The following is a 17,630-nucleotide window of genomic DNA, read 5'->3' as shown; positions in this document are numbered from 1 at the left end:
AGCCGTTAGCATAGCGCAATGTCCACTCAAGCCTCTGGAAACGGCCTCGTGCATGACGTGTTGATCGTCGGCGGCGGCCTGGTGGGTGCCAGCCTCGCGATCGCGCTGGATGCGCAGGGGCTGGACGTCGGGATGGTCGAAGCGGCACCGGTCGGCGCGCTGCCGCCGGTGTTCGACCAGCGCAACCTCAGCTTCGCCGAAGCGACCCTCAACGCGCTGCAGGCGCTGGGGGTGCTGGCGCTGATGCGCGCGCCCACCGGCCCGATCCGGCGCATCCACGTCAGCCGCCGCGGCGACTTCGGGCGCATGCTGCTGGACGCGCAGGCCTACGGGCGCGACGCGTTCGGCCGGGTGGTGGTGGCGCGCGATTTCGGCGAGGCGCTGGAAGCGCGGCTGCTGCAGTTGCAGCGCCTGACCCGCTACCGGCCCGCGCGCTTCGTCGGCCTTGGCGAAAGTGACGAGGGCCTGCGCCATGTCCGCATCGCCGACGCGAATGGCGAGCGCACGCTGCGCACGAAGCTGCTGGTGGCCGCCGACGGCGCGCGCAGCGCGCTGCGCGATGCGCTGGGCATTGCCAGCCGCGAGCACGACTACGGCCAGACTTTGTTCGTGGCCCGGCTGCGCACGCAGCGCGCGCCCGACGGCACCGCCTTCGAGCGCCTGACCGACCACGGCCCCACCGCGCTGCTGCCGCGCGGCGACGGCCATTACGGACTGGTCCACGGGGTGCCGCGCGAGGACGCGGAGACCGTGGCCGCGCTTGACGATGCAGCCTTCCTTGCGCGGGTGCAGGACGCCTTCGGCTGGCGCGCCGGCCGCTTCCTGTCGGTCGGCGAACGCAGCCGCTACCCGATGCTGGGCTGCGTGGCCGATGCGCTGGTGGCGCCGCGCGCGGTGCTGGTGGGCAATGCCGCGCAGTCGATCCACCCGCTCGGCGCGCAGGGCTTCAACCTCGGCTTGCGCGATGCGTTGACGCTGGCCGAATGCATCGCCGAACACGCCGCCGATCCCGGCGATGACGCCGTGCTGCGGCGCCACGCCGCGCGCCGCCAAGAGGACCGCAGCCGCACCATCGCGTTCTCCGACGGCCTGGCCAGGCTCACCAGCAACGACGCGTCGCTGCTGCGCCCGCTGCGCAGCGCTGGGCTGGTGGCGGGCGATGCCTTCGGCTGGCTGCAGGGCTGGCTGGTGGGCGGGGCGATGGGCTACCGCGGCGACGTGCCGGCGCTGTGCCGCAAGGTGGCCGCATGAACCGGCGCGGCATGCTGGATGCAGTCGTCGTCGGCGGCGGCGTGGTCGGCGCCGCCAGCGCCTTGATGCTGGCGCGGGAAGGCCTGCAGGTGGCACTGGTGGAAGCGCGCGCGCCGACGCCGTGGCAGCGCGAAGCGCGCGACCTGCGGGTGTTCGCGTTCGCCCCGGACAGTGCAGCGCTGCTGGCGGATCTGGGCGTATGGGCGCAGGTCGAGGCGACGCGCGTGCAGCCCTATCGCGGCATGCGCGTCTGGGACGCGGCCGGCGGCGCGCCACTGGCCTTCGATGCCGACGCGCTGGGCGAACCGCAGCTGGGCTGGATCGTCGAGAACGGCCTGCTGGTGGACGCGCTGTGGAACGCGCTGCCGGCGGCGGGCGTGCGCCTGCACTGCCCGGCGAAGGTGGAAACGCTGTCGCAGGATGCCGGCGGCGTGCGTGTTGGCCTCGACGACGGGCTGGTGCTGGAAGCGCGGCTGGCGATCGCCGCCGACGGCGGCCACTCCGCGCTGCGCCGGCTGGCCGGCATCGAGGCGCCGTCGCATGACTACCACCAGCGCGGGCTGGTCGCCTTCGTCGCCAGCGAAGCGCCACACCGCAACACCTGCTGGCAGCGCTTCCTGGCCACCGGCCCGGTGGCGATGCTGCCGTTCAACGACGATGGCGATGCGCAGCTGCGTGGCCGCCTTGGTTCGATCGTGTGGACGCTGCCGGACGCCGAGGCACAGCGCCTGCTGGAGGCCCCATCGGCGCAGTTCGAGCGCGAGCTGTCGGCGGCCTTCGGCGGCGAGCTGGGCGGTTTCACGTTGCAGTCGCCGCGCGCGGCATTCCCGCTGCGCCGGCAACTGGCGCAACGGCAGGTCGAAAGTCGGGTGCTGCTGGTCGGCGATGCCGCCCACGTGATGCACCCGCTGGCCGGGCAGGGCGTGAACCACGGCCTGCGCGACGTCTCCGCGCTGCGGGCGATGCTGCGCGACGCGCTGGCCAAGGGCGGCGATATCGCATCGCGAACCCGGCTGTCACGCTGGGCGCGCGCGCGCCGCAGCGACAACGCGTTGGGCGCGCACGCCTTCGACGCCATCAATCGCGTCTTCAGCAACGACATCCTGCTGCCAACGCTGCTGCGCGGGCATGCGCTGGGGTTGGCCGGGCGGATGCCGCCGCTGGTGCGCGCGCTGTGGCGGCACGCGGCGGGACGGTAGGCGCCGGCGTCGAGCCGGGTCAGCCGCGTGGGCGATCGACCGTGGCGCTGGCGAACACGGTGATCTCTTCGCGGTCGTGGTAGAGCTGCTTGGCGCGGATGGTCAGCGGCCGGTCGGCCTGCTGTGCGAACAGGTCCAGGCACAGCCGGGTTTCCTGCCAGCGCTTCTTCATCGGGAGTTTCAAGTTGAAGATCGCGTGCCGGCACCAGCCTTCGCGCAGCCAGGTGGCCATGCGTTCGGCCACGCGGCGCGGCTGTTCCACCATGTCGCAGACCATCCAGTCCAGCGGGTAGGGCGGCTGCCAGGAAAAACCGTCGGCGCGCAGGTGCTGCACCATGCCGGTATCGAGCACATGCTGGCGCAGCGGGCCGTTGTCGATGGCCGACACCCGCAGGCGGTTGCGGATCAGCACCCAGGTCCAGCCACCCGGCGCGGCTCCGAGGTCGGCCGCCACCATGCCTTCCTTCAGCAGGCGGGTGCGTTCCTCTTCGCTCAGCAGCACCAGCAGCGCTTCTTCCAGCTTGAGCGCGGAGCGCGAAGGCGCGTCCTTGTGGGTCTTCAGGCGCGGGATGCCCAGCGGCCATGGCGCGCTGTCGGCGGGGTGGCTGCTGGCCAGCAGGGCGTGGTCGCCATCGATCAGGCAAACGTGCAGGCGCGGCAGCCGGCGGCTTTCCTGCTGGGTCAGCAGGTCGGCCTTGCGCAGTGCCGGGCGCAGCGCGTTGCCCAGGCTGCGCGCCAGGCCTGCCAGCGGCTTGCCGGCGTCGGAATCGGGGTGCTCCATGACCAGCTCGCCGAAGCGCGGCCCGCCCTGCAGCGCCGCCAGCATCGGGGCGATGCGGTCGCTCGGGTCCAGCCCGCTCAGCTCGGCCAACAGGCGCAGCTTCTGTCGCGCGAAGATCAATTGTGCGAACGGCAGGGCACGGTCCAGCGCGTCGCCGTCTTCGCAGAAAAACACCACATGGCCGCTGTCGCGCTCGGTGCGCGCATAGCCGGCGATGCCGGCCTGCGCGGCGCGATCGGTCAGTTCGCCGGCCAGCTCCGGTTCGAAGCCCTGGCGGCAGTAGCACAGCAACCCGTCAATAATTTGGTCCGCCCAGTTCGCCGTAGGTCTTCAGCACCGCACAGGCGGCGTCGCGCTGCACGTCGCGCACGACTTCAATGCCGCGCTTGTTGAGTTCGCCCACCCAGTCCGGCGGCAGCGGGCCTTCGTCGAAGGTCGTCAGCGCTTCGACGTCCTCGCTGCGGGCACCGATCAGCAGGCGGTCGATGCCGGCCCACATCGTAGCGCCGTAGCACTGGCAGCAGGGTTGCGCGGACGTGGCCAGGGTCATCGGACCGCCAAGCTCGTTCAGGCGGAACTGCTGCAGGCGCTGCTGCGCCAGCATGTAGGCCATGGTCTCCGCATGCGCCAGCGAGCAGCTCTGGCGCACCACCCGGTTCACGCCCACTGCGATCAGCTGGTGCTGCGGGCTGAACACCGCCGCGCCGAACGGACCGCCGCTCTGGCGCTCGACGTTGTATTCCGACAGCTCGATCGCGAAGCCCACCTTGGCCGCGTCGCTGGAGAAATCGCGGCCGGTCACGTCCAGCTCCAGCACCCAGATGGGCAGGGTGATGTGCAGCTGCGCGGGGAGCGGCATCGCCATGTCAGGCCTTCTGCGCCCAGGTGTCGCGCAGGGTCACGCTGCGGTTGAACACCGGCGCAGCGGCTTTGTGGTCGTAGCGATCGGCGACGAAATAGCCCAGGCGCTCGAACTGGAAGCCCTGCTCGTTTGCCGCCTGCGCCGCCGCCGGCTCCACATAACCCGTCACCACCTTGCGCGAATCGGGATTGAGGTAATCGACGTAGGTCTTGCCGCCTTCGTCGTTGTCGGGATCGGCCACGGTGAACAGGCGGTCGTACAGGCGCACTTGTGCCGTCACCGCATGCTTCGCGCTGACCCAGTGGATGGTGCCCTTGACCTTGCGGTTGGCGCCTTCCATGCCGGGGCGCGATTCCGGGTCCAGCGTGCAGCGCAGTTCCACCACGTGGCCATCGGCGTCCTTGATGGCCTCATCGCAGCGGATGATGCCGGCTCCGCGCAGGCGCACTTCACCGCCCGGGGTCAGGCGCTTGAAACCCTTCGGCGGCACTTCCTCGAAGTCTTCGCGCTCGATCCACAGCTCGCGCGAGAACGGGATGCTGCGCTCGCCCTGCGATTCGTCCTTGGGGTGGTTGGCGAAGGTCAGGGTTTCTTCAAAGCCTGCGTCGAGGTTGGTCAGCACGACCTTCAGCGGATCGATCACCGCCATGCGGCGCGGTGCGTGTGCATCGAGGTCGTCGCGCAGTGCGCCTTCCAGGATGGAGATGTCCAGCAGCGAGTTCTGCTTGCTGATGCCCACGCGCTCCACCATCAGCTTCAGCGCCGAGGGCGTGTAGCCGCGGCGGCGGATGCCCTGCAGGGTGGGCATCCGCGGGTCGTCCCAGCCATCCACCAGCTTGTCGGTGACCAGCGCCATCAGCTTGCGCTTGCTCATCACCAGGTAGTTGAAGTTCAGCCGCGAGAATTCGATCTGGCGGGGTTTGCCGGCTTCCTTCGGCAGGCCCTTGGCGACCAGCGGCTCCAGCAGCTCGGGGTTGCCGGCCAGGTCCACGTGGTCCACGCACCAGTCGTACAGCGGGCGATGGTCCTCGAACTCCAGCGTGCACAGCGAATGGGTGATGCCCTCGACGGCATCGCCCAGCGCGTGGGCGAAGTCGTACATCGGGTAGATCGGCCATTCGTTGCCGGTGTTCTGGTGCTCGACGTGCTTGATCCGGTACAGCGCCGGATCGCGCAGGTTGATGTTGCCGCTGGCCATGTCGATCTTCGCGCGCAGGGTGCGCGCGCCGTCCGGGAACTCGCCCGCGCGCATGCGCCGGAACAGGTCCAGGTTCTCCTCGACGCTGCGCTCGCGGAACGGCGAATTGCGGCCCGGCTCGACCAGGCTGCCGCGGTATTCGCGCACCTCGTCGGCACTGAGGTCGCAGACGAAGGCCTTGCCGTCGCGGATGAGTTTCTCGGCGGCAAGGTAGTACACGCCGAAGTAGTCCGAGGCGTGGCGCAGGCTGTGCCAGTCGAAGCCCAGCCAGCGCACGTCGTCCTGGATTGCGCGCACGTACTCGGGGTCTTCGCGCGCCGGGTTGGTGTCGTCCAGGCGCAGGTTGCAGACGCCGCCGAACTCGGCCGCAACGCCGAAGTCCAGGCAGATCGCCTTGGCATGGCCGATGTGCAGATAGCCGTTGGGTTCCGGCGGGAAGCGCGTCTTGATCGCGCTGTGCTTGCCGGAGGCCAGGTCGTCCCTGACGATCTGGCGGATGAAGTCGGTGCGGACGGGGGCGTCGGCGGCGGGCGGGGTCGGGGTCGAGGACACGGCGTGGGTGCTTCCTTGGTAGTCCGGTAGTTTATCCGAGCCGCGTCGCGCAAGGGTTTCGCGGTGCCGTCGCGGGGCGTACGCTGGCCGCAACAAGGAGTGCCGATGCGCAGCGTGTACGAAGCCGCCAACCTGATCGATGCCCATCTGGTCCGGCAGGCGCTGGAGGCCGAGGGCATTCCCGCGTTCGTGCGCGGTGAGGCGCTGACCGGCGGGATCGGCGAACTGGGCGTGTTCGGGCTGGTCGGGGTGATGGTGCCCGATGCCGCGTGGCCGCAGGCGCGCGATGTGGTGATGGCGTTGCAGCTGGGCGAGTGCGCGCTGCCGATCGACGACGAGGACGAGCTGCCCGGCGCGCAGCCCGCATGAGCGCCGCACATCCGCAGCGGGCGGCCGGCCTGCAGCTGCTGGCCGGCGCGGCGATCATCGGCAGCAACGGCCTGATGGTGCGGATGGCGGCGATGCCGCCGACCGCGGTGGCGTTCTGGCGGATGCTGCTGGCGGGCGTGATGCTGGCCGCGCTGGTGAGCGCGCGGCACGGCTGGCAGCCACTGCCGCGCAAGGCGTGGCGGTGGCTGGCGGTGCCGGTGCTCGCGTTCGCGGTCGACCTGTGGATGTGGCACAAGAGCATCCTGCTGGTGGGGCCGGGGCTGTCCACCCTGCTGGCGAATGCGCAGGTGTTCTTCATGGCCCTGGCCGGCGTGCTGCTGTTCGGCGAGCGGCTGAACGCGCGCTTTGTTGCCGGCGTGCTGCTGGCGTTCTTCGGCCTGTGGCTGCTGCTGGGCGCGGATTGGGCCACGCTGCCGGCGCAGTACCGCTGGGGCGTGTGGCTGGGGCTGGGCGCGGGCGTGTGCTACGCCGCCTACAACGTCGGCATCAAGCGTTCGCAGGCGGAGGCCGGCGCCGGCCGCGCGCGGGTGCCGGTGGAGCAGGTGCTGTGCTACGCCGCGTTCGGCAGCGCGCTGTGCCTGGGGTTGATCGGCTGGGCCGAGGGCGAGGCGTTCGCGCCGCCGTCACTGCGCAGCTGGGGCGTGCTGCTGGCACTGGCGGCGGTCGGCCATTGCCTGAGCTGGGTATTGATCTCGCGCGCAATGGGCGTGCTGCCGGTGGCGCTGGCCGGCCTGCTGCTGCTGGCGCAGCCGATCGTGGCCTACCTGCTCGACGTCGTGTTCCTGGACATCAGCATCTCGCCGCGGCAGTGGCTGGGGCTGGCGGTCAGCCTGGCCGGGATCTTCGTGGCCGGGATGAAGTCCCGGCAGGACCACGCCGCGCAGGAGGCGTAAGCCGGGTCGTCGCGGCTGTCGCCGCCCTCAGTCCTGCGCCAATTGTGCCCGCGCCTGCGTGCCGATCACCTCGGCGAGCTGCTGCAGGAAGCCGTCCAGCGCCGATGACTTGCGCCAGACCAGCGCGATGCGGCGGCTGGGCGCCGGCTCGGCGAAACGCACCAGGCGGATGCCGGCCGGCTGCACGATCGGGTCGTGCACCGACAGCGCCGGCAGCAGGGTCACGCCGACGCCGGCAGCCACCATCTGCCGCAGCGTCTCCAGGCTGGTGGCGCGGAAGCCGGTCTTCTCCTGCGCGCCGGACAGCCGGCACACGTCCAGCGCCTGGTCGCGCAGGCAGTGGCCGTCTTCCAGCAGCAGCAGGGTTTCATCGCCCAGCGCATCGACGCGCAGTCCCTTGGCCTGCGCCAGCGGATGCTGCTGCGGCGTGGCCAGCAGGAATGGCTCCTCGAACAGGAACTGCGCATGCAGCTGCTCGTCGTGGACCGGCAGCGCCAGCAGCGCCGCGTCCAGCTTGCCTTCGCGCAGGCGCGCCAGCAGCACGTCGCTTTTTTCCTCGGTCAGCAGCAACTCCAGCTGCGGGAAGCGCTCGCGCAGCTGCGGCACCACGTGCGGCAGCAGGTAGGGGCCGAGGGTGGGGAACACGCCCAGCCGCAGCGCGCCGGAGGTGGGGTCGCGGCTGCGCCGCGCCGACTCCTTCAGCTCGTCCACTTCCGCCACGATCCGGCGCGCGCGCTGCACCGCATCCTGTCCGGCCGCGGTCAGCATGACCTTGCGCGGAGCGCGTTCGATCAGCACCACGCCCAGCTCCTCCTCCAGTTTGCGGATCTGGGTGGACAGCGTGGGCTGGCTGACGAAGCAGGCGTCCGCGGCGCGGCCGAAGTGGCGCAGGTCGGCGAGGGCGACGAGGTAACGGAGATCGCGCAGGTTCAAGCGGAGGGGCCCTTGAGTTCGACGGTGTTGCCGTCGGGATCGTCGAAATAGAGCGAAAGGCCATTGCCTTCCGCGCCGAAGTTGGTAGCCGCGGGTCCGTGCGGCGCAACGCCATGCCGGGCAAGATGGGCGACGATGGCGGCCTCGTCAAACGGCTCGATGCGCAGGCACAGGTGGTCGAGGTTGCGGCCTTCCGCGCCCGCCGCCGCGCCGCCTCGCAGGCCCAGCTTCCCGTCCACCGCGACCAGGTCGATCATCGATGCGCCGGCGCGCAGGTGGCGCAGGCCGAGATCGTCGCGACGCCGCACCACCTCGCAGCCCAGCAGCGCGCGATAGAACGCTTCGCTGCGGTCGAGATCGCGCACCCTCAGCACCACGTGGTCGAGGCGCTGCAGGTCGAACGGCCGGGTGGCCATCGTTCAGGCCGCCTTCGCCTCGGCCGCCGGGGCCGAGTGGCGGATCAGGAAGTCGAACGCGGACAGCGCCGCGGTGGAACCGCCGCCCATCGCCACCACGATCTGCTTGAAGGGCTCGGTGGTGGCGTCGCCGGCGGCGAACACGCCCGGCGCGCTGGTCTGGCCGCGGTCGTCGATCACGATCTCGCCGCGCGGGCTCAGCTCGACCGCGCCCTTCAGCCATTCGGTATTGGGCAGCAGGCCGATCTGCACGAACACCCCCGCCAGCTCCAGGTCGCTCACCTGGCCATTGGTGCGGTCGCTGAAACGCAGGCCGGTCAGCTTGCCGCCATCACCGATCATCTCGGTGGTCTGCGCGTTGAGGTGCACGGCGGTATTGGGCAGGCTTGCCAGCTTGCGCTGCAGCACGTCATCGGCGCGCAGCTTGCCGTCGAACTCCAGCACGGTGACGTGCTCGACCACGCCGGCGAGGTCGATGGCTGCCTCGATGCCGGAGTTGCCGCCGCCGATCACCGCCACCTTCTTGCCCTTGAACAGCGGGCCGTCGCAGTGCGGGCAGTAGGTCACGCCCTTGGTGCGGTAGTCGGCTTCGCCGGGCACGCCGGTCTGCCGCCAGCGTGCACCCGGGGCAAGGATGACGGTGCGCGCACGCAGGGTGGCACCGCTCTCCAGCTCCACGCCCGCCATGTCACCGGTCGCGCCGGCCGGGTGCAGCGCCTTGGCGCGCTGCGCGGTGATGATGTCGACGCCGTAGCTGCGCACGTGTGCCTCCAGCGAGGCCGCCAGTTTCGGCCCTTCGGTGTACTCCACCGACGGGAAGTTCTCGATCGACATGGTGTCCAGCACCTGGCCGCCGAAGCGCTCCGCCACCAGCCCGGTGCGGATGCCCTTGCGCGCGGCGTAGATCGCCGCCGCCGCGCCGGCCGGGCCGCCACCCACGATCAGCACTTCGTACGGTTCGCGCTCCTTCAGCGCTTCCGCGGCGCGCGCCGCGGCGCCGGTGTCGAGTTTGGCCAGCACCTGTTCGATGCTCATGCGGCCGGCGTCGAACTCTTCGCCGTTCATGTAGATCGTGGGCACCGACAGGATCTGCTTGGCCTCGACCTCGGCCTGGAACAGCGCGCCGTCGATGGCCACGTGGCGGATGCGCGGATTGAGCACGCTCATCGCGTTCAGCGCCTGCACCGTGTCGGGGCAGCTCTGGCAGTGCAGCGACATGTAGGTTTCGAAGGCGTAGTCGCCCGGCAGGTTGCGCACCTGCTCGGCCAGCGCGTCGTCGATCTTCACCGGGTGCCCGCCGACCTGCAGCAGCGCAAGTACCAGCGAAGTGAACTCGTGGCCCAGCGGGATCGCGGCGAAGCCGACCTGCACGTCGCTGCCGGCGCGGCGGATCAGGAACGACGGCTTGCGTGAGTCGTCGCCACGGGCGCGGGTGATCTTCGGCGACAGCGCGGCGATTTCGCCCAGCAGTTCGTCGAGTTCGCGCGCGGCCTCGGAATCATCCAGCGAGGCGACCAGTTCGATCGGCTGCTGCAGCTTTTCCAGATAGGCGGCGAGCTGGGTCTTGAGGGCGGCATCCAACATGGCTGTCTCCTGCGGGGGTTCGGGATTCGGGTAGGCGTTGCCGATGCGCGCGGGATTGCGCGCGCGGACGGGCGACGAAAGGGTTGCGCGAAACCGGCGCGTGGCATCGGTTTCGCGCAACCCTCTCCCTTGCGGAAGAGGGCGCGCGTGCCGGGGTCAGATCTTGCCGACCAGATCCAGCGACGGGGTGATGGTCTTGGCGCCTTCCTTCCACTTGGCCGGGCAGACCTCGTTCGGATGGCTGGCGACGAACTGGGCGGCCTTGAGCTTGCGCACGGTTTCGCTGACGTCGCGGGCGATGGCGTTGTCGTGGATCTCCATCGTCTTGATGGTGCCGCTCGGGTCGATCACGAAGGTGCCACGCAGGGCCAGGCCCTCTTCCGGGATGTGCACGCCGAAGGCGTTGGTCAGCGCGTGGGTGGGGTCGCCCACCAGCGGGAACTTGGCCTTGCCGACGGCCGGCGAGGTTTCGTGCCAAACCTTGTGGCTGAAGTGGGTATCGGTGGTGACGATGTAGACCTCGGCACCGGCCTTCTGGAACTCTTCGTAATGCTCGGCGGCGTCTTCGATCTCGGTCGGGCAGTTGAAGGTGAAGGCGGCCGGCATGAAGATCAGGACCGACCACTTGCCCTGCAGATCCTTCTCGGTCACTTCGATGAACTGGCCGTTCTTGTACGCATTGGCCTTGAACGGCTGGACCTGGGTATTGATCAGGGACATGGATGTGCTCCTCGGGTGGTTGGGGTGGAATGCTCTGCAACGGGGGCCAGCATAGGCGGCGGCAATCAATATTGGAAATTGATTATTGCCATTCAATTGATAGATATTAGCTATTGATGTGTGGCTCAGCCATGCTGCGCGGCGGCGCCTTTCTTTGGCGTCAATGCCGGCGCTGGCTACCATCTGCCGATGACCGCCGATGCTCCCACCGCTGCGCGCCTGCTGGCCCGCGCCCGCGACCTGATCGATCCCGCCGATGCCGCGCTGCTGCTGGCGCATGCGCTGGACCGGCCGCGCAGCTGGCTGTTCGCGCATGCCGACGACGTGCTGGGCGAGGTGGACGCGGCGCGCTTCGACGAGCTGCTGGCGCGCCGCGCGGCCGGCGAGCCGGTGGCCTACCTGACCGGCTCGCGCGGATTCTGGACGCTGGATCTGGCGGTCAGCCCCGCCACGCTGGTGCCGCGCCCGGAAACCGAGCTGCTGGTGGAGCTGGCGCTGGCGCGGCTGCCCGCCGATGCGCCCGTGCGGGTGGCCGACCTCGGCACCGGCACCGGCGCGATCGCGCTGGCCCTCGCCAGCGAGCGGCCCCGGGCGCAGGTGGTGGCCACCGACGCCAGCCCCGAGGCGCTGGAGGTGGCCCGCGGCAACGCGGTGCGCAACCGCATCGGCAACGTGGCATTCCGCCTGGGCAGCTGGCTGCAGCCGTTGGAGGGCGAAGGTTTCGACCTGATCGCCAGCAACCCGCCCTATATCGCCGATGGCGACCCGCACCTCTCGCAGGGCGACCTGCGCTTCGAGCCCGCGATGGCGCTGTCCTGCGGGCTGGACGGGCTGGATGCAATCCGCATCATCGTGCGTGATGCACCGGCCTGCCTGCAGCCCGGTGGTTGGCTGTTGCTGGAACACGGCTGGGACCAGGGCGACGCGGTGCGCGCGCTGCTGGTCGAGGCGGGTTTCGTCGATGTCGCCACCGCGCGCGACCTCGAGCACCGCGACCGCATCACCCTCGGGCGTCGCTCGTAGCGCAGGCCTGCGCGGGGCTGCGGTGCGGGCGCCGCACTACAATGTGCGCCCCCACACCGCACGGATTTCCGCCATGCGCACGCTGTATCCCGAGATCGCCCCCTACGAGACCGGCACCCTGCGGGTCGACGACCGCCACACCCTGTACTGGGAGCAGTGCGGCAACCCGAACGGCAAGCCGGTGGTCCTGCTGCACGGTGGCCCGGGTGCCGGCTGCAGCGACAACATGCGCCGCTTCCACGACCCGGCGAAGTACCGCATCGTGCTGTTCGACCAGCGCGGTGCCGGCCGCAGCACGCCGCACGCCGACCTGGTCGACAACACCACCGGTGATCTCGTTGCCGACATCGAGAAGCTGCGCGAGCGGCTGGGCATCGAGCGCTGGCAGGTGTTCGGCGGCAGCTGGGGCTCGACCCTCGCGCTGGCCTATGCGCAGGCCCATCCGCAGCGCGTCACCGAACTGGTCCTGCGCGGCATCTTCATGCTGCGGCGCTGGGAACTGGAATGGTTCTACCAGGAGGGCGCCTCGCGGCTGTTCCCGGATGCGTGGCAGCACTACATCGACGCCATTCCGCCGGTCGAGCGCCACGACCTGATCTCGGCCTTCCACCGTCGACTCACGTCCGACGACGCGCAGCTGCGGCTGGCGGCGGCGCGCGCGTGGGCGATCTGGGAAGGCGGCACCAGCTACCTGCAGATCCCGGCCGACTACGCCGATACCCACGGCGACGCCGAATTCGCGCTGGCGTTCGCGCGGATCGAGAACCACTATTTCGTCAACGGCGGCTTCTTCGAAGTGGAAGACCAGCTGCTGCGCGACGTCCACAGGATCGCCGACATCCCCGGCGTGATCGTGCACGGTCGCTACGACGTGGTCTGCCCGATCCAGAACGCGTTCGACCTGCACAAGGCCTGGCCGAAGTCGGAACTCGTCGTAAGCCCGGGCTCCGGCCACTCCGCGTTCGAGGCCGAGAACACTTCGGCGCTGGTGGAAGCGACCGACCGCTACGCTGGCGCCTGAGCCTTCAGTCCGCCGGGCTGCCGTCCGGGTTGTGGTCGATCATCCACAGCCCGGCCCACAGCTTGAGGTCGAGTTCGTAACCCTCGGCGCGCTTGCGCATCAGCCACGCCGGCGCCTCGTTCCGCGGCACCGCGTGGACGATGATGTTCTCGTCGTCCACGCCACCGCCATCGCCCACCTTCACCAGCTCGCGGGCGCGCACGAAGGCGATGCGTTCGTTGCTCATGCCGGAGCTGGTGGGGCCGGTCAGCAGCACGTCCACGCGGCCCGGCGACCAGCCGGTTTCTTCGATCAGCTCACGCCGCGCGGCATCCACCAGGGTGTCTTCCGCGTGGTCGTCGCCGACCAGCCCGGCCGGCATCTCGATGGTGCGCGCGCCCAGCGGGATGCGGAACTGTTCGACGAAAAGCACCTCGTCGGCCGGCGTCACCGCGATCACGATCACCGCCATGCCCTGCGCATGCGTGCGCTCGCAGGATTCCCAGTGGCCAATCCGCACCAGCCGCAGCCACTGGCCTTCGTAGAGGGTCTGTTTGAGGTTGCTCATCCGCCGATGCTAACGCAGGCGGGTGACTGTCTTCATTCGCACCGTGGCAGCGCCCGGTGCTCGGAAACGGATGGGGGTGCGAGTGAAAGGCAGAAGCAAACCGCAGCACACGCTGCGCCGAACGCGGCGCTACAGGCCGGCCGCGTCGATCAGCCGCTTGCGCGTCATCGGCCCGAACTTCACCCAGTCGGCCAGCGCGGCCAGCTCGTCGGCATCGCCGCGGCCCCGCGCGAAGCCGTGCTCCGGCAGCGGCGCGTCCAGCGCGATGGTGGTCAGCTGCCGCCACAGCAGGGCGTGCTCGCGCTGCTCGCGCAGGCGCGTGGCCAGCGTGGCGGCGCCGCGCAGGCGCAGGAACGGCACCTCGTCGATGCGTTCCAGCAGCGCGTCCAGCGACTGGAAATGCGCCAGCAGCACCGCCGCCGATTTCGGGCCGATGCCGGTGACGCCGGGGATGTTGTCCACCGCGTCGCCGGTCAGCGCCAGATAGTCGGCGATCTGGTGCGCGTGCACGCCGTGCCGCGCCTTCACCCCGTCCGCGCCCCAGCGCTGGCCCTTGGCGAAGTCGTACTGCTCATCAAAATCGTGCAGCAGCTGCGACAGGTCCTTGTCGGCGGAAACGATCACGCTGCGGAAACCCTGCGCGCGCGCGCGGTGCACGGCGCTGCCGATGAGGTCATCTGCCTCGTAGTCGGCGTGCGCCAGCGTGGCCAGGCCCAGCGACTGGCACAGCGCCTTGCACCAGGCGAACTGGCGGCGCAGCTCCGGAGGCGCCGGATCGCGGTTGGCCTTGTAGGCGGGGTAGATCGCGTTGCGGAAGCACGAATCCAGTGCCTCGTCGAACGCCACGACGACGTGGCCGGGGCGCTCGCGCTCCAGCAGTTCCAGCAGGAAGCGGGCGAAGCCGTGCACTGCGTTGGTCGGCCAGCCGTCGGCGTCGTGGAACTCGTCCGGCATCGAATGCCAGGCGCGGAACACGTACAACGAGGCGTCGACGAGGTGGAGCGTGGGCTGCGGCATGGCGACCTACCGATGCCAATCGCGCAGCAGCGCCGCCGGGTCGGGCCGGTCGCGCTCGGGCGCCTCGATCGCGGGCGTGCCAATCGCGATCGTGCCCACCAGCTGTTCATCGGCCGAAAGCCCCAGCGTGGTTTCCAGGAACTCGCGGTCGTAGGCCGGCCAGCCGGTCAGCCACTGCGCGCCATAGCCCTCGGCCTGCGCGGCCTGCAGCAGCAGCAGGCAGACGCACGAGACCGTGGAAAAGCGCTCGGAAACGGGGATCTGGGCGTCTTCGCCCAGCCGCGCGATCACCGCCACCGTGACCGGCGGCAGGGTGAAGCGGGTACGCAATTTCTCCACCACCGCGTCGCCTGCCTCCGGCTCGCGGACCAGCAGGCGTGCCGCGGCGGCGTCGGCCAGCGCGGTGCGTGCGCTGCCGGCAATGCGCAGGAACCGGAACGGCACCCGCTTGCCGTGGTCGGGCACGCGCACCGCGGTCCGCAGCATGCGCAGCAGCTGGGCCTCGTCGGGGCCGGGCTCGCACAGCTGGCGGGTGGGCGTGGAGCGACGGCTGTCGAGGGCATCCAGAGTCAGCATGGCGGGCCAGCTTGCGGGGGAGGGCCATGGTAACGGTAGGATGCGGAATCCAATCTGACGCGGAGCGGGCGATGGCGGCGACGGCGGTAATCGTGGGCGTGGCGCGGGAAACGGCGGCGGGCGAGCGCCGGGTGGCGCTGAGTCCGGAAACCTGCAAGAAACTGGTGGCGGCCGGCGCCACCGTGCGGGTACAGCCGGGGATTGGCGTTGGCGCGTTCTTTCCCGACGCGGCCTATGTCGCCGCCGGTGCGCAGCTGGCGGAAGACGCCACTGCCGACGCCGATCTGGTGGCCTGCGTGCAGCCGCCATCGAATGCGGCCATCGCCGGGCTGAAGCAGGGCGCGGTGCTGGTGGGCAGCCTGCATCCGCAGGCCGACCCGGAGCGCGGCGAAGCGCTGCGCGCGCGCGGGATCGTCGCCTTCCCGCTGGAGCGGCTGCCGCGCACCACCCGTGCACAGGCGATGGATGTGCTCAGCTCGCAGGCCGGCATGGCCGGCTACAAGGCGGTGCTGATCGCCGCCCAGCTGGCCCCGCGGTTCTTCCCGATGCTGACCACCGCGGCCGGCACCATCCGTCCGTCGAAGGTGCTGATCGTCGGCGCCGGCGTGGCCGGGCTGCAGGCGATCGCCACTGCCAAGCGCCTCGGCGCGCAGGTGGAGGGCTTCGACGTCAGGCCGGAAACCCGCGAGCAGATCGAGTCGCTGGGCGGCAAGTTCCTCGACCTCGGCGTCAGCGCCGCGGGCGAGGGCGGCTATGCGCGTGCGCTGACCGATGAGGAGCGCACCGAGCAGCAGCGCCGGCTGGCCGAACACTTGAAGAACATCGACGTGGTGGTGTGCACCGCCGCGGTGCCGGGGCGGCCGGCGCCGAAGATCGTGTCGGCGGCGATGGTGGCGGGGATGAAGCCGGGTAGCGTGATCGTGGACCTGGCCGCGGAAACCGGCGGCAACTGCGAGCTGACCAGGCCCGGCGAAAATGTGGAGAGCGGCGGCGTCACCATCGCCGGCCCGCTGGATCTGGCCTCGATGGGTGCCCAGCACGCCAGCGAGATGTTCGCCCGCAACGTGTTCAATTTCGTCAGCCTGCTGCTCAAGGACGGCGCGCTGGCGTTCGACTGGAATGACGAGCTGCTGGCGAAGACGGTCTGGCCCGAGCGGGCGGCGTCGGCCAGCTGATCAGTCGCCGTCACGGCGCTCCGGCGCCGGGTGTGTCTTCACCCAATCGGTGCGCTGCTGCGGCGTCATCTGCCGCCACTTCTCCATGAACTCGCCACGCGCGTGTTTGTCCAGGCCGCGCACGACGTGGAACACCGCGCGCGCCTGCTCGCGCGCCTCCGGCGTCATCCCTTCCCAGCGCTGCATGCCGTGGCGGGCGCGCTCGCGCTGCGGCTGCGGCATCGCCTTCCAGCGCTCGGCGTAGGCCATGAAGCGTTCGCGCTTTTCCGGCTCGCGGTTCCAGCGGTCGCGCACAGGTGCGATCAGCAGCTCGCGCTGGGCGGGGGTGAGCTGATCCCACGCCGGCATGGCATCGGTCTTGGTGTCCTGCGCGAGTGCGGTGATGGGGGCCAGCGCAAGCATGGCGAGCAGGAACAGCGGGGCGAAGTGGCGGTGCATGGCTTACTCCATCGCCAGCCGGGGGGCTTCCGCCGAACCCAGCCAGGCATAGAAATCGGGATCTTCGTCCAGCGGCAGGCTGCCGCCGGTGCTGTTTGCAAGCTGCGTCGATGCCGGCGCGGCCGCGGGCGGCGCTTCCTGCGGGTACAGGCGCACGCCCAGCGCCAGCGCGGACAACGCGGCGAAGCCGGCCACGGCAAAGCGCAGCCGGTGCCGGCGCGCGCCCGCTTGCTCGCCGCGCAGCGCGGCGACCCGGCGCTGTGCCAGCTGTGCGCGCACCTGCGGCGACAGCTGCGCCAGCGCGGTGGCGTGGCGGGTGCGAATGGCGGCGTCGAAGCGGGCGTCGGCGCCTGCATCCATCGGCAGTCGGTCGGTCGGGTGGGTGTTCATCGGAAATCCTCCAGTTGCTTCTGCAGCGCCACGCGCGCGCGCGACAGGTGCGTCTTTACCGAGCCTTCGCTGCAGTCCATCACGCGCGCGGTGTCGGCCACGTCCAGTTCCTCCAGCACGCGCAGGGTGAACGCCTCGCGCTGGCGCGCCGGCAGCCTGCGCAGGGCGGCGCCGATGTGTTCCCACGCTTCGCGGCCGTCATGGCTGCGCGAGGGATCTGGCGCATCGTCCGCCCAGTCCAGCGTTTCGCCGTCCCTGTCGGTGCTGCCGGGCAGCAGCCAGCGCAGCCGCAGCAGGCCGCGGCGCTGCATGTCCACCATGCGGTTGCGCAGGATGCTCCAGAACAACGGGCTCCATTCCGACGCCGGCCGGTCGCGGTAGGCCAGCATCTTCAGCATCGCGTCCTGCACCGCGTCCAGCGCGTCCTCGCGATGGCGCAGGCCCAGCTCGGCGAAGCGGAAGGCGCGCGCGTCGATGCCGCGCAGGAATGTCTCCAGCGTGACCGGCTCGGGCTGGGGCGGCGGGACTTCGGCGTTCACCGGTCCAAGCTTAGCGGTGGCGAGCAGCAGCATGGTGGCCCAGGTGGCTGGGGCGGCGCGGGATTGCGCCGGCCATGCGCTGGAAAACGCACGGGCCCGGCCGCGGTTGACATGGCGCGTCGCCG

20 protein-coding genes are annotated in these 17,630 nt (G+C 70.4%); 7 read left to right on the top strand and 13 right to left on the bottom strand.

Annotation, left to right across the window (positions count from 1 at the left end):
- Nucleotides 1–18: 18 nt before the first annotated feature.
- Nucleotides 19–1,251, top strand: a complete 1,233-nt coding sequence (gene ubiH / locus E5S66_RS11045; protein ID WP_138349265.1) for a 2-octaprenyl-6-methoxyphenyl hydroxylase — start codon at nucleotides 19–21, stop codon at nucleotides 1,249–1,251.
- The gene (locus tag E5S66_RS11040) at nucleotides 1,248–2,450 is read left to right on the top strand and encodes an FAD-dependent oxidoreductase (protein ID WP_138349264.1); all 1,203 of its coding nucleotides are present in this window, start codon (nucleotides 1,248–1,250) and stop codon (nucleotides 2,448–2,450) included. The genes ubiH and E5S66_RS11040 overlap by 4 nt, the downstream gene beginning before the upstream one ends.
- 19 nt (nucleotides 2,451–2,469) lie before the next feature.
- Here E5S66_RS11040 and rlmM read toward each other — a convergent pair whose 3' ends face one another.
- The 3 genes from rlmM to E5S66_RS11025 are packed head-to-tail and all read right to left on the bottom strand — an operon-like array spanning nucleotide 2,470 to nucleotide 5,843.
- Nucleotides 2,470–3,531, bottom strand: coding sequence for a 23S rRNA (cytidine(2498)-2'-O)-methyltransferase RlmM (gene rlmM / locus E5S66_RS11035; protein ID WP_138349262.1), 1,062 nt, complete (start codon nucleotides 3,529–3,531; stop codon nucleotides 2,470–2,472).
- On the bottom strand, nucleotides 3,527–4,090 hold the full coding sequence (locus E5S66_RS11030; protein WP_138349450.1) for a nucleoside deaminase: 564 nt from the start codon (nucleotides 4,088–4,090) through the stop codon (nucleotides 3,527–3,529). Before E5S66_RS11030 ends, rlmM begins: the two co-directional genes overlap by 5 nt.
- Nucleotides 4,091–4,097: 7 nt before the next feature.
- Nucleotides 4,098–5,843, bottom strand: a complete 1,746-nt coding sequence (locus E5S66_RS11025; protein ID WP_138349260.1) for a glutamine--tRNA ligase/YqeY domain fusion protein — start codon at nucleotides 5,841–5,843, stop codon at nucleotides 4,098–4,100.
- A gap of 105 nt (nucleotides 5,844–5,948) precedes the next feature.
- Here E5S66_RS11025 and E5S66_RS11020 point away from each other — a divergent pair, with 105 nt between their 5' ends.
- Together E5S66_RS11020 and E5S66_RS11015 are read left to right on the top strand one after the other, a co-directional pair.
- Nucleotides 5,949–6,212, top strand: coding sequence for a putative signal transducing protein (locus E5S66_RS11020; RefSeq protein ID WP_138349258.1), 264 nt, complete (start codon nucleotides 5,949–5,951; stop codon nucleotides 6,210–6,212).
- Nucleotides 6,209–7,126 (top strand): DMT family transporter, encoded by a 918-nt coding sequence (locus tag E5S66_RS11015; protein ID WP_138349256.1) that lies wholly within the window; start codon nucleotides 6,209–6,211, stop codon nucleotides 7,124–7,126. The genes E5S66_RS11020 and E5S66_RS11015 overlap by 4 nt, the downstream gene beginning before the upstream one ends.
- Nucleotides 7,127–7,153: 27 nt before the next feature.
- On the opposite strand, the gene oxyR is transcribed toward E5S66_RS11015, so the two are convergent.
- The 4 genes from oxyR to ahpC all read right to left on the bottom strand — a co-directional run bounded on the left by oxyR (nucleotide 7,154) and on the right by ahpC (nucleotide 10,779).
- Nucleotides 7,154–8,059 carry a DNA-binding transcriptional regulator OxyR gene (oxyR, locus tag E5S66_RS11010; RefSeq protein WP_138349254.1) on the bottom strand — a complete coding sequence of 302 codons (906 nt, stop codon included), beginning with the start codon at nucleotides 8,057–8,059 and terminating at the stop codon, nucleotides 7,154–7,156.
- Nucleotides 8,056–8,475 carry a VOC family protein gene (locus tag E5S66_RS11005; protein ID WP_138349253.1) on the bottom strand — a complete coding sequence of 140 codons (420 nt, stop codon included), beginning with the start codon at nucleotides 8,473–8,475 and terminating at the stop codon, nucleotides 8,056–8,058. Before E5S66_RS11005 ends, oxyR begins: the two co-directional genes overlap by 4 nt.
- 3 nt (nucleotides 8,476–8,478) lie before the next feature.
- A complete protein-coding gene (gene ahpF / locus E5S66_RS11000; protein ID WP_138349251.1) occupies nucleotides 8,479–10,059 on the bottom strand; it encodes an alkyl hydroperoxide reductase subunit F in 1,581 nt (526 codons plus the stop codon).
- A 156-nt stretch (nucleotides 10,060–10,215) separates the two neighbouring features.
- Nucleotides 10,216–10,779 (bottom strand): alkyl hydroperoxide reductase subunit C, encoded by a 564-nt coding sequence (gene ahpC, locus E5S66_RS10995; protein ID WP_028840357.1) that lies wholly within the window; start codon nucleotides 10,777–10,779, stop codon nucleotides 10,216–10,218.
- A gap of 189 nt (nucleotides 10,780–10,968) precedes the next feature.
- On the opposite strand from ahpC, the gene prmC reads away from it, so the two are divergent.
- Both prmC and pip read left to right on the top strand, forming a co-directional pair.
- The gene (gene prmC, locus E5S66_RS10990) at nucleotides 10,969–11,802 is read left to right on the top strand and encodes a peptide chain release factor N(5)-glutamine methyltransferase (protein WP_138349249.1); all 834 of its coding nucleotides are present in this window, start codon (nucleotides 10,969–10,971) and stop codon (nucleotides 11,800–11,802) included.
- Between the two features lie 73 nt (nucleotides 11,803–11,875).
- Complete coding sequence (pip, locus tag E5S66_RS10985; protein ID WP_138349247.1) at nucleotides 11,876–12,823, top strand: prolyl aminopeptidase; 948 nt, start codon at nucleotides 11,876–11,878, stop codon at nucleotides 12,821–12,823.
- Nucleotides 12,824–12,827: 4 nt separating this feature from the next.
- Here the strand turns inward: pip and E5S66_RS10980 are convergent, their stop codons facing one another.
- From E5S66_RS10980 to E5S66_RS10970, 3 genes are all read right to left on the bottom strand, one after another.
- A complete protein-coding gene (locus tag E5S66_RS10980) occupies nucleotides 12,828–13,370 on the bottom strand; it encodes an NUDIX hydrolase (RefSeq protein ID WP_028840360.1) in 543 nt (180 codons plus the stop codon).
- A gap of 129 nt (nucleotides 13,371–13,499) precedes the next feature.
- A complete protein-coding gene (locus tag E5S66_RS10975) occupies nucleotides 13,500–14,387 on the bottom strand; it encodes a 5'-3' exonuclease (RefSeq protein WP_138349245.1) in 888 nt (295 codons plus the stop codon).
- Between the two features lie 6 nt (nucleotides 14,388–14,393).
- Nucleotides 14,394–14,963: a nitroreductase family protein gene (locus E5S66_RS10970; protein WP_138349243.1), complete on the bottom strand. Its 570-nt coding sequence runs from the start codon at nucleotides 14,961–14,963 to the stop codon at nucleotides 14,394–14,396.
- Nucleotides 14,964–15,034: 71 nt separating this feature from the next.
- Here E5S66_RS10970 and E5S66_RS10965 point away from each other — a divergent pair, with 71 nt between their 5' ends.
- A complete protein-coding gene (locus tag E5S66_RS10965; protein WP_138349241.1) occupies nucleotides 15,035–16,138 on the top strand; it encodes an NAD(P) transhydrogenase subunit alpha in 1,104 nt (367 codons plus the stop codon).
- Here E5S66_RS10965 and E5S66_RS10960 read toward each other — a convergent pair whose 3' ends face one another.
- Genes E5S66_RS10960 through E5S66_RS10950 form a run of 3 tightly spaced genes read right to left on the bottom strand, consistent with a single transcriptional unit; the run spans nucleotide 16,139 to nucleotide 17,535 of the window.
- The gene (locus E5S66_RS10960; protein WP_138349239.1) at nucleotides 16,139–16,576 is read right to left on the bottom strand and encodes a DUF3106 domain-containing protein; all 438 of its coding nucleotides are present in this window, start codon (nucleotides 16,574–16,576) and stop codon (nucleotides 16,139–16,141) included.
- Nucleotides 16,577–16,579: 3 nt separating this feature from the next.
- Complete coding sequence (locus E5S66_RS10955) at nucleotides 16,580–16,966, bottom strand: hypothetical protein (protein WP_138349238.1); 387 nt, start codon at nucleotides 16,964–16,966, stop codon at nucleotides 16,580–16,582.
- Nucleotides 16,963–17,535, bottom strand: a complete 573-nt coding sequence (locus E5S66_RS10950) for an RNA polymerase sigma factor (RefSeq protein ID WP_425472223.1) — start codon at nucleotides 17,533–17,535, stop codon at nucleotides 16,963–16,965. The genes E5S66_RS10955 and E5S66_RS10950 overlap by 4 nt, the downstream gene beginning before the upstream one ends.
- Nucleotides 17,536–17,630 lie beyond the last annotated feature (95 nt).

Origin of the sequence: Thermomonas fusca, assembly GCF_005862345.1 — a bacterium.
GTDB lineage: Bacteria > Pseudomonadota > Gammaproteobacteria > Xanthomonadales > Xanthomonadaceae > Thermomonas > Thermomonas fusca.
The sequence above is the reverse complement of the archived record's forward strand: the minus strand, read 5'-3'. Positions and strand labels throughout refer to the sequence as shown.

What these genes read in the sequence shown, in the direction of transcription:
- ahpC (WP_028840357.1), bottom strand. Translation starts at nt 10,779, where the DNA reads ATGTCCCTGATCAATACCCAGGTCCAGCCGTTCAAGGCCAATGCGTAC.
- E5S66_RS10975 (WP_138349245.1), bottom strand. Translation starts at nt 14,387, where the DNA reads ATGCCGCAGCCCACGCTCCACCTCGTCGACGCCTCGTTGTACGTGTTC.
- E5S66_RS10970 (WP_138349243.1), bottom strand. Translation starts at nt 14,963, where the DNA reads ATGCTGACTCTGGATGCCCTCGACAGCCGTCGCTCCACGCCCACCCGC.
- prmC (WP_138349249.1), top strand. Translation starts at nt 10,969, where the DNA reads ATGACCGCCGATGCTCCCACCGCTGCGCGCCTGCTGGCCCGCGCCCGC.
- E5S66_RS10965 (WP_138349241.1), top strand. Translation starts at nt 15,035, where the DNA reads ATGGCGGCGACGGCGGTAATCGTGGGCGTGGCGCGGGAAACGGCGGCG.
- ubiH (WP_138349265.1), top strand. Translation starts at nt 19, where the DNA reads ATGTCCACTCAAGCCTCTGGAAACGGCCTCGTGCATGACGTGTTGATC.
- E5S66_RS11020 (WP_138349258.1), top strand. Translation starts at nt 5,949, where the DNA reads ATGCGCAGCGTGTACGAAGCCGCCAACCTGATCGATGCCCATCTGGTC.
- E5S66_RS10955 (WP_138349238.1), bottom strand. Translation starts at nt 16,966, where the DNA reads ATGAACACCCACCCGACCGACCGACTGCCGATGGATGCAGGCGCCGAC.
- ahpF (WP_138349251.1), bottom strand. Translation starts at nt 10,059, where the DNA reads ATGTTGGATGCCGCCCTCAAGACCCAGCTCGCCGCCTATCTGGAAAAG.
- E5S66_RS11005 (WP_138349253.1), bottom strand. Translation starts at nt 8,475, where the DNA reads ATGGCCACCCGGCCGTTCGACCTGCAGCGCCTCGACCACGTGGTGCTG.
- E5S66_RS10960 (WP_138349239.1), bottom strand. Translation starts at nt 16,576, where the DNA reads ATGCACCGCCACTTCGCCCCGCTGTTCCTGCTCGCCATGCTTGCGCTG.
- E5S66_RS11040 (WP_138349264.1), top strand. Translation starts at nt 1,248, where the DNA reads ATGAACCGGCGCGGCATGCTGGATGCAGTCGTCGTCGGCGGCGGCGTG.
- E5S66_RS10980 (WP_028840360.1), bottom strand. Translation starts at nt 13,370, where the DNA reads ATGAGCAACCTCAAACAGACCCTCTACGAAGGCCAGTGGCTGCGGCTG.
- E5S66_RS11030 (WP_138349450.1), bottom strand. Translation starts at nt 4,090, where the DNA reads ATGCCGCTCCCCGCGCAGCTGCACATCACCCTGCCCATCTGGGTGCTG.
- pip (WP_138349247.1), top strand. Translation starts at nt 11,876, where the DNA reads ATGCGCACGCTGTATCCCGAGATCGCCCCCTACGAGACCGGCACCCTG.
- E5S66_RS11015 (WP_138349256.1), top strand. Translation starts at nt 6,209, where the DNA reads ATGAGCGCCGCACATCCGCAGCGGGCGGCCGGCCTGCAGCTGCTGGCC.